Genomic DNA, 8,953 nt, shown 5'->3' on the forward strand with positions numbered 1-8,953 from the left:
ACCTTCAGCGGCTTAGTCCGGACCCGGCCATCCGCAACCCCAGTTGGACCTTGCCGATTGCGCGGCAAGACGGCTCAAGAACCCGGACTGCGCCAGCTGAAGTCACGTCACGGCCGAACCACCCACCCGCCGAGGGCGCTGAAGGAGTCCTAGCGCCCCACCTAGTATCGGAATTATCGCCCACCTCCACGATCTTTCCTGTCTTCGGCAACAAACCGCCCATCATTGCTGCCCTGTTATAGGGGACAGCCATTTCGAGAAACAGAAACACGGAAACAGACATGACACACGAACCTTTCGGCAAGGAAGTCAGGACTCCCAGCAGGGCCTGGCGGGTACGCACCGATGCCTGGGAATTCCTAGGCTATGCCCTGAAACAGTTGAACACGGGGCGGGCTGCCAAATCGTCCCAGGCCAGCCTTAGAGACCAGATTCAGCGGGCGCTTGGGGTCTTGGCGGCTGTTGAGCCGTACTGGGCAGCTCCGGGGGTGGCAACCGTGGCCCGACTAAGTGATGCGGTCAGCAACGGAGAATTCCAGTCCGCGGTGGACTTACTGGCTTCGGTGGCCCCTCAGCTGCCGTCATCCGGGTTGCCAGACGAAGCGCAAAGGAATGGCCGCGCGTCACACGAGGTGCAGGAACCCGACGCCGTGGATCGCCGAGATAATGGCTTGAAACCACGGTTTGAAGTTCTTCTCGTTGATGACATCACGGAAGAAGAAGCAGAATCCCTCAAGTCCGACATGTACTCTCAGCGACGGCCTACCGACTCGTTTCATTATGAGGTCACGGTCGTCCCGAGCTATGAAGACGCGCTCGTGGCGTTACTGTTGAACCGCGACATCCAGGCCTGCATCCTCCGGCCCGGTTTTGATATCACGAGCAAACTGCCGCTGGGGCGTGATCTACGCAAGTTCCTTGCCGGCCATGTCAGCGATCGGCTAGAGGGAATGCGCCCCATCGGCCGCATAATTGACTTGGCCGAGAGGATCTCGGAACTTCGTCCGGAACTTGACGTCTATCTGGTGGCTGGCGTCTCCATTGAAACGTTGGCCAGTTCACTGACGCGCCGATTCCGGAGAATCTTCCGCCGACAGGACCATCTTGATCTTCACCTGTCCCTGCTCTCGGGTATCGCCGAACGTTATGAAACACCCTTCTTTACGGCCATCCAGAACTACAGTCGACGCCCCTCCAGCGTTTTCCACGCTTTGCCGATTTCCAGGGGTGGTTCCGTTGGAAGTTCTCCTTGGATCCGCGACATGGCGGACTTTTATGGACTGAATCTTCTGCTGGCCGAGACGTCCGCAACCTCGGGTGGTCTGGATTCGTTGCTGGATCCCCATGGGTCCATTAAGCGAGCACAGGATCTGGCGGCGCGGGCGTTCGGTGCTGAAAGGACGTACTTCGTTACGAACGGAACTTCCACCGCGAACAAGATTGTTCATCAATCAATCCTTGCTCCTGGAGACATCGTCCTTGTGGACAGAAACTGCCACAAGTCCCACCACTACGCGTTCGCTCTGGCAGGTGCACAAGTGTCCTACCTGGACGCATACCCGCTGGATAAATATGCCTTCTACGGCGCCGTTCCCCTGGCCAGCATCAAACAGCGGCTGCTGGACTACCGCAGGGAAGGCCGCCTGGATGAAGTCAAGATGATCACCCTGACAAACTGCACGTTTGACGGCATCGTTTACGATGTTGAACGGGTCATGGAAGAATGCCTGGCCATCAAGCCCGATCTCGTCTTTCTCTGGGACGAAGCATGGTTCGCGTTCGCAGGGTTCCACCCGGTGTACAGGCGCAGGACGGCGATGGCGGCGGCACGGAAACTCGCGTCATCCTTCAATGACCCCTCCTACGCCGCTCGATACGCCAAGCAGGAGGCCATTCTTCAGAACGCCGAGACCAACGAATACGCTGACGACGATGTCTGGTTGAGAACACGGCTGATCCCGGATCCTAAGAAGACGAAACTGCGGGTGTACGCGACCCAGTCAACGCACAAAACCCTGACGTCCTTGCGTCAAGGATCAATGATTCATGTTTACGATCAGGCTTTCAGAGAGATGAATCAGGAGTCATTCCGCGAGGCCTACATGACGCACACCTCGACGTCACCGAACTACCAAATCTTGGCATCCCTGGACATCGGACGCCGCCAAGTGGAGCTCGAAGGATTCGGTCTGGTCCAAAGGCAGGCCGACCTCGCCACCAGCCTCGCTGAGGCAGTGGCCCGAAATGCTCTTTTGAAGAAGTACTTCCGAATCCTCACCACCCATGACCTGGTGCCGGCCCAGTACCGTACGTCCACCAGCCCAATGCCACTGCGAGACGGATACTCAACGTTCGAACACGCTTGGCAACACGACGAGTTCGTCGTCGACCCTAGCCGTCTGACGCTGGACATCAGCCGCACCGGCGTGGACGGCGACACCTTCAGGCACCAGTACTTAGCGGATAAACACGGCATCCAAGTAAATAAGACTTCGCGTAACAGCGTGCTGTTCATGACCAACATTGGTACGAGCCGCAGCGCAGTCGCCTACCTTATTGAGGTTCTTGTGAAGCTGGCGGAGACTTTTGAGAACGAGGCTCCCGCTGCCCTCGCCGGACAAGCTGACACGCCCCTTATAGCTGGTCCGCCGACAACAACACCGCCGTTGCCTGATTTCAGCCATTTTGCGGCCCGATTCCGGACGGACGTCTCTACTCCGGACGGAGATATTAGGGCAGCATTCTTTGAAAGCTATCGAGCGGGCGCAACAGCCCACGCCACACCCCACGACCTTTCAGCTCAGATCGCTCAGGGAACGGAAGTTATCTCGGCAGGTTTCGTCACTCCTTACCCTCCTGGTTTCCCAATCTTGGTTCCGGGCCAGGTGATCACCACACAGACTCTGGATTTCATGGCTGCCTTGGACACGAAGGAGATCCATGGATTCAACCCGGACCAGGGCTATCTGGTGTTCAAAGACTAGGAAGAAGCCGCAATTGAATACACCGGCTGTAAGCCTGCTTGCCTACCCCGGCGGCAGCCATCTCTACGCCCAATCCCTCAACTGGCCCCGGGCCAACGGCATAGACGTCATGGACGTTCCGCAGGAGAGATCACGATTGTCAGCGGCCATCTAACGCACATCAGGCATGACAGCTCACAACGCGAACGGTGCCGATGAAAGAAGCCCTCGCAGCTTATGGTGCTGACAGTCCGCATATAGAAGCGAAATCGCCGGAGGCAAACAACTATGAGAATACGTCGCGTCTCGGATTGGACGAAGGCGATAGGTATGCGGGTCGAGGTACGGCGCGCAGGCGAGCAGGTTCAGTCGGGCCTGGTTGACAATGCCATGCCGGACTCCTCGGTTGTGTGGCTAGCTCCGGAGGGCGTTCAGCGCCGGACTCTCTACGAAGCTGTCCACGGCTTTGAGGTCTGGGTGGAGCAGCGAACAAATGACCTGGACGCAGGGAACTAGCCCGCTCGATGGGTGTCCTGGGCTGGTTTGCCGGTGGCAAAGGAGAACGGCGCTCGATGCGGCAAGTCTGAAGTCGGGCTTTGGACTCGTCGCGCTGACCCTGTGTTGCTGGTTTTGGGATCGTTTCGCCGGACCAGGTCCCCGTACCCAAGAATGGAGACTTCGCCATTGATTCTTCACAGGTCAGGCTCCTATTGGGAACGCAAGTGCGGGGCCTGTTGGGAGCCGTGACGCGCTAGAGACCAGCCTTCGCAAAGAGGCTCTCAATCCCTTGGGCCGCCAGCCACCAGCGGCATTGGCTCCCCCTTGCTACCTGCGGGCATTTTGAATCACCCTAGGCACTGGCACTGACATTCGTGACCCTGAACCGGGAACCGGATAGTTTTGCCTGATGGCGCTGAACGATCCTTTGAGCATTCAACAAATCAACACGGATGCATCCTCGGCTACGCCGGATGCGGTTGAAGAGGTCCTGAAGGAGCACTACTACAGGGTTGATCCCGCGGAGTACTTTGAACGACGGCTCTGGGGAATAGTTGCACTTGCTGATATGCGCCCCGACTCAGTGAAGTGGGACCTCACGGATCAAGCATCCCTCTTTGGCCAGTTCCAGTCCGTGCTCAAGGATAAGAAATTCGCTCTGGATGTTCCGCCTGGGGACACCCTCAGCAGCAGAACCATGGCCTCGATTGAGTCCTACACCTTGATGCAGCACGTCATCGAAACTGCGTTGCGGCTGTTTGTGGCAGGTCAGGAGAGAGCTGCGGGGAGCAGTCCGATGACAAAGCTACTGAATATGCGACTGAGCTCGGACCTCCGTAACCCCATCAAACCTTTGCTCGGAGGGGCAGCCAGACATGCCGTCTCCAAGGTGATGTTTCCTCCGGAGCTTCATCACGAAGAATCCGAGGAATCCAAGCAGGACATGCAGCGGCACCTGGATTTCCTGACAGCCTGGCTTACTTTTTTCGCGCAGTTTTATTCGGACGGCGCCTATAACGGCGCCCAGGGGAATAACCAACTCAAACATGGTGCCACAGTTGCTCCTCGTGATGATCTCAGTGTCGTGCTGCACCCCGCGGAGCAACCGCCGACAACCCTCACGCCGGAGGAATGGAATGATGCGGCGGCTGTCATCAACGCCGAATCGGTTAGTTACGTCCTCCAAGAGCTGGGAAACAAGGGCATGGCTCCTGGGCTGAGCTTGCGGACAGATAATTCCGACCCCGCTACCAATCTAGCAATCAGCCAAATCGGAATCAGCATTGTGCGTTCACTGTGGCAGATGTCCCAGGTCGTGGCCTACCCCCACACCCTCATGAACTATGACTACGATTACTCACCCCTGCCAGCTGAGCTCTTCGCGAACACCGAAAGGCCTCCGCGTTCGATTACCCAGATACTTCTTCAGCCTGCACCGAAACCCACAAAGCCCACTTCCACCACTCGAAGGAAGAAGGCACCACGGACACAGAATCGGTGAACACGTCTACTGGACGCCGGGCTGAGCTCGTTGAGACAGCTAGAAGTTGCCCCTCACCTTCGGGGAAGCCCGTTTGCGAGCTTCATGGAACGCGTCCCCTGTCAGCTTGACGCCTAGGCTTCGCCCGGCTGATTCGGGCTGGTGTCGTCCCCGTAGATTTCTTCGTCCGGCTGGGAAGCCTCCAGCTGTTCCATCGCCAGCAATTTCTTCTCATGCCTAGCGGCCGAGCGTCGTGAAACTGATGGTTCCGGGCCCTGATCCTTGCGGGAACCGGACGATCTGGAACGGCATCCCGCGGCCGTCGGCGTCGTCACGCCACCCGACCTCTATCTGTCCGAGGACCTGTTCGAAATGCTCTATGAGTCCCATGCCAGGCCTATTTTCCGGCGAGTTCCGGTGGGCGGTGGCGGAGTGTTTTGGTGATGGAGAGTTTGCTGGAGTACTGGATGGATCCGTAGCGGAAGAGGTGGACGGCCAGGCGCAGGACCAGGATGCCGAGGATGAAGAGTTCGGCGATGACGATGATCGCTTCGGGGGTGCTGAGGGTTCCGAAGCCGTTGCGGAGTATGGCGGTTACGGGGGCTGAGAGTGGGAAGTAGGTGAAGGCCTGGACGGCGGGGGAGTGAGGGTCACTCAGGATCAGGCTGATCGCGTAGAACGGGACGAAGATCAGGGCCATGAGCGGGCCGAAGACGACCCCGGCTTCTTTGGCGGTCGGCATGACCGCGCCGATGGCGACGAGGACGGCGGTGAACAGGGTGAAGCCGCCCAGCAGGAGCAGGGCTCCGGTAATCAGGGGCCCGGGTTCGAAGACCAGGGAGCTAAGGTCGACGTCGGGCAGGGCGAGCCGGTCCCGGAAGAACACGTATCCGATCACGATCGGGGCGAGGAACACTCCGATCTGGACGAGCCCGACGAGGAACAGCGAGATGATTTTCCCGACGATCAGGGTCGTCGGGTTCAGGGTGGTGAGGATCATCTCGGTGACCCGGTTTTCTTTCTCCTCCAGGGTGCTGTTGAGCATCTGGCTGGAGAGCAGGATGAGGCTGACGTAGAAGACGAGCAGGAACATCAGCGGCGGGATGGCCGTGCCGAGGCCGCCGGAGGCCTGCCCGTTGCGGAACGTCTGGGTGTTGACGGTGACGTTCCCGCCGACGGCGGCGCTGAGTTGCGCGGAACCGATTTTGGATGCTGCGGCGAGGGTGAGGAGTTGCTTGGCGACGGCTTCGTAGGTGTTGTTCGCGAAGATGCCCTTGTCGGCGCCGTAGACCTTCACGGGTTCCTTGGCGGGGTTCGCCGGGTACTCGAAGTAGGCGTCGATGCGGCCGGCTTTCACCTCGGCCAGGGCGGTGCCGGGGTCGGTGGCTTTCGTGCCGCCCATGGCTGTGGCGGCTGTTTCGGGGATGATCCCTGATGCGTCGGTATACGTGAAGGTCAGTGCGGCGTTTTTCTGTGCTTCGGCGGTGGCGCGGGTGGAGGAGTTGCTGGCGAAGACCAGGCCGAAGATGATGGCCATGACCACGGGGATCGCGAGGGTGGCGATCCAGAACCGGCGTTTCTTGATCGTGCGGATGAACTCGAAGCTCACGACGGTCCCGAGGTTGTGCCGGCCCAGCAGGGAAGCCTTGGTTGATGTTGTGGTCATGTCAGGCTCCTGCCGTTTCTTTGGCGCCGTAGACGCGGATGAAGATTTCCTCCAGGGAGACCCTCTCGGTGGTGAAGCTGCGGATGGCGACGCCGGCGTTGATCAGTTCCCGCAGTACCGCGGTCTCATCGGTCCCGTGCCGCGGGGCCAGGTCGGCGCTGCCCTCGCCGCTGTCCGTGATCTCGTACAGCTCCGATGCGGGGAGGACGCCGGTGTAGGCGATCCGGTAGATGGTGCCGCCGAATTGTTCCTGGACCTCTTCGACGGTGCCGTAGGCGCGGGAGGTTCCGTCCTTGAGCAGGATCACTCGGTCGCAGAGGCGTTCCACTTCTTCCATCTGGTGGGTGACCATGATGACGGTGGAGCCGGATAGTTTCTGCTCTTCAATGATGTCCATCAGCAGGCGACGGTTCACCGGGTCAAAGCCCTTAGACGACCCTTCTATGGTGGCGAGTCAAGCCATGAGTGTCTGGAGTTGGCGGAAGATCTGTCTGGCGATGAAGCGCTTGAGGCACCGGCGGATTTCCCGTGGGCTCTTTCCTTCCGCGGTGCGCCGCTCGATGTAGGCGCGGGTGGCGGGGTCTGTGAGGCTTCGGGTCCTGGCGACGACGTCCAGTGCGCGGTTTAGTTGCCGGTCACCGTAGCGGTTGAGCCGGTGCCTGTTCGTGTTGCCAGAGGATGCCGGGATGGGGCTGGCGCCGGCGAGGGCTGCGAAGGCCGCTTCCGAGCGGACCCTGCCGTGGTGGGAGTACGAGGCGAGGATGATCGCCGCGGTCACCGGGCCTACCCCTGAGATGTCCAGGATTCCCGGGGCCATGAGCTGGACATGTTCAGCAAGGGCCCGCTGGTTGTCCTCCAGCTCCGTGCCGAGGGTGATGACCGTGGAAGCGAGGCGCCGTGCCTCGGCCCGTGCGACGGCGGCGGCAGCTCCGTCGCCCTGTCTTGCCCGCCAGCCCTGGACCGTCCTGATTTGGGCAGCGATCAGCGGGGAGCGGGCGTCGATTCCCAGATCGAGGGTTCGTAGCAGGGCGGTCAGCGCGTTGCGCGCACCGGTCCGCTGGGTGTCCATCGAGCGCCGGGCGGCCAGAAGGATCCGAAGGGCTTCCCTGAGGCCCTCGGCCCTGGGGCTGACGAGTTCGGTCGTGGCCGTTCCCAGGACGGTCCGGGCAGCGGCGACGGCGTCGATCGCGTCGGATTTGCCATGGGCGCGGCGGGATTGCCGCCGGGGCGGCCTGGCCTCGCAGACAGCGAAGCGCTCCACCTCGAGCAGACGCGTCAGCCTTGCCCCGTAGGAGCTCGTCCCCTCGACCGCGACCAGAACGTTCCCGGTCGGGGTGCGGCGCCGGATCCATTCCACTGCCCGGCTCATGCCTGCCCCGGTGGTGGGAAACGTGTCGGTCCCGATCACCGCGCCCGTGGGGGCGGCGAGCATTGAGAATGTGTGGGTCCTGGCATGTGTGTCCACGCCGACGACGTGTGTGTACTGCTCTGCGACTATGGTCATTTGCTTGCTCCTGTCCGAAAGGTCCGGTCGGAACCAGCCGGGAGGGATCACGCCGAGGCAAATCTCTAACGAGTCACGCAGCACCACCGGGGGCGAAGCGGACAGCCTTCTATCAAGCCATTGGAGTGGGCCGGCTGCTCCCGGGCCCTCCGGGCGGACAGGTCGTCTATAAGACACCGCAGGGCGGGTCAGATATGAAGGGAGTCACGCCCGGCGGTCCCGGAAAGCAGTCTGCCAACCAACCTCGGGCTGGTCACTACCTATTAGAGATATGAAGTGGGACGGGTTGCCTGGCCGTCCGGGGCGGTCCATTATCGCCGGGCGGTCCGGGAGCGGCCGGGTTTGAGGTGATTCGGCTGCCGCGACGCGGGGACTGGGGCGCTGCCGGACCTGTTCCCGGCGGTGATGTCCCTTATCCCGGACGGGCAGGTCCTGGCGGCATGAGGGTGGGGGCCGGGGCCTTCTGTTTCACAGGGTCCGTGGGTTGCCATTAGCGGCCCGTGTGGCCTGCGAGGGTCCTTGGGGGTGCAATGGTAGTGCCACATGTGAGGTTTGGGAGGTCCCGGCTATGTTTGAGCATACTTTCATTGGTCTGGATGTTCACGCGGTCAACGTGGTCGGTCATGCGCTGAACCCGGCCACCGGCGAAATCACCCAGCACACGATGGCTGCTGACCCGGCCGTGGTGCTGGGGTGGGTCCGGCGGTTTGAGCCGCCCGTCAAGGTCGTTTACGAATCGGGCCCGACGGGGTTTGTCCTCGCCCGGCACCTCCGTGCCGCCGGGATCAACTGTGTGGTGGCGGCGTCTTCGAAGCTGCTGCGGGCCCGCGGGGACCTGGTGA

The 8,953-nt window shown here is 60.9% G+C and carries 8 protein-coding genes and 1 pseudogene; 5 read left to right on the plus strand and 4 right to left on the minus strand.

Features of this window, described 5'->3' with window-relative positions; translation table 11 throughout:
* Positions 1 to 488 precede the first annotated feature (488 nt).
* The 4 genes from QRN52_RS13460 (at position 489) to QRN52_RS13475 (ending at position 4,962) form a co-directional block, all read left to right on the plus strand.
* Positions 489 to 2,984 carry an aminotransferase class I/II-fold pyridoxal phosphate-dependent enzyme gene (locus QRN52_RS13460; RefSeq protein WP_284753248.1) on the plus strand — a complete coding sequence of 832 codons (2,496 nt, stop codon included), beginning with the start codon at positions 489 to 491 and terminating at the stop codon, positions 2,982 to 2,984.
* Between the two features lie 13 nt (positions 2,985 to 2,997).
* Positions 2,998 to 3,138, plus strand: a complete 141-nt coding sequence (locus QRN52_RS13465) for a hypothetical protein (protein ID WP_284753249.1) — start codon at positions 2,998 to 3,000, stop codon at positions 3,136 to 3,138.
* Positions 3,139 to 3,293: 155 nt separating this feature from the next.
* On the plus strand, positions 3,294 to 3,479 hold the full coding sequence (locus QRN52_RS13470; RefSeq protein ID WP_284753251.1) for a hypothetical protein: 186 nt from the start codon (positions 3,294 to 3,296) through the stop codon (positions 3,477 to 3,479).
* Between the two features lie 391 nt (positions 3,480 to 3,870).
* The gene (locus QRN52_RS13475; RefSeq protein WP_284753253.1) at positions 3,871 to 4,962 is read left to right on the plus strand and encodes a hypothetical protein; all 1,092 of its coding nucleotides are present in this window, start codon (positions 3,871 to 3,873) and stop codon (positions 4,960 to 4,962) included.
* Positions 4,963 to 5,178: 216 nt separating this feature from the next.
* Here the strand turns inward: QRN52_RS13475 and QRN52_RS13480 are convergent, their stop codons facing one another.
* Genes QRN52_RS13480 through QRN52_RS13495 form a run of 4 tightly spaced genes read right to left on the minus strand, consistent with a single transcriptional unit; the run spans position 5,179 to position 8,111 of the window.
* Positions 5,179 to 5,331 (minus strand): hypothetical protein, encoded by a 153-nt coding sequence (locus QRN52_RS13480; protein ID WP_284753254.1) that lies wholly within the window; start codon positions 5,329 to 5,331, stop codon positions 5,179 to 5,181.
* 7 nt (positions 5,332 to 5,338) lie between these two features.
* The gene (locus QRN52_RS13485; protein ID WP_284753255.1) at positions 5,339 to 6,607 is read right to left on the minus strand and encodes an ABC transporter permease; all 1,269 of its coding nucleotides are present in this window, start codon (positions 6,605 to 6,607) and stop codon (positions 5,339 to 5,341) included.
* Between the two features lies 1 nt (position 6,608).
* Complete coding sequence (locus tag QRN52_RS13490) at positions 6,609 to 7,022, minus strand: ATP-binding protein DrrA1-3 family domain-containing protein (RefSeq protein ID WP_502869707.1); 414 nt, start codon at positions 7,020 to 7,022, stop codon at positions 6,609 to 6,611.
* 39 nt (positions 7,023 to 7,061) lie between these two features.
* Complete coding sequence (locus QRN52_RS13495; protein WP_284753257.1) at positions 7,062 to 8,111, minus strand: IS110 family RNA-guided transposase; 1,050 nt, start codon at positions 8,109 to 8,111, stop codon at positions 7,062 to 7,064.
* Between the two features lie 568 nt (positions 8,112 to 8,679).
* Between QRN52_RS13495 and QRN52_RS13500 the strand changes: the two are divergent.
* Positions 8,680 to 8,953, plus strand: a pseudogene (locus tag QRN52_RS13500) (IS110 family RNA-guided transposase); the annotation flags it as partial.

The sequence above is a fragment of the Arthrobacter sp. efr-133-R2A-120 genome, from assembly GCF_030209835.1.
In the GTDB taxonomy this organism is placed as follows: domain Bacteria; phylum Actinomycetota; class Actinomycetes; order Actinomycetales; family Micrococcaceae; genus Arthrobacter.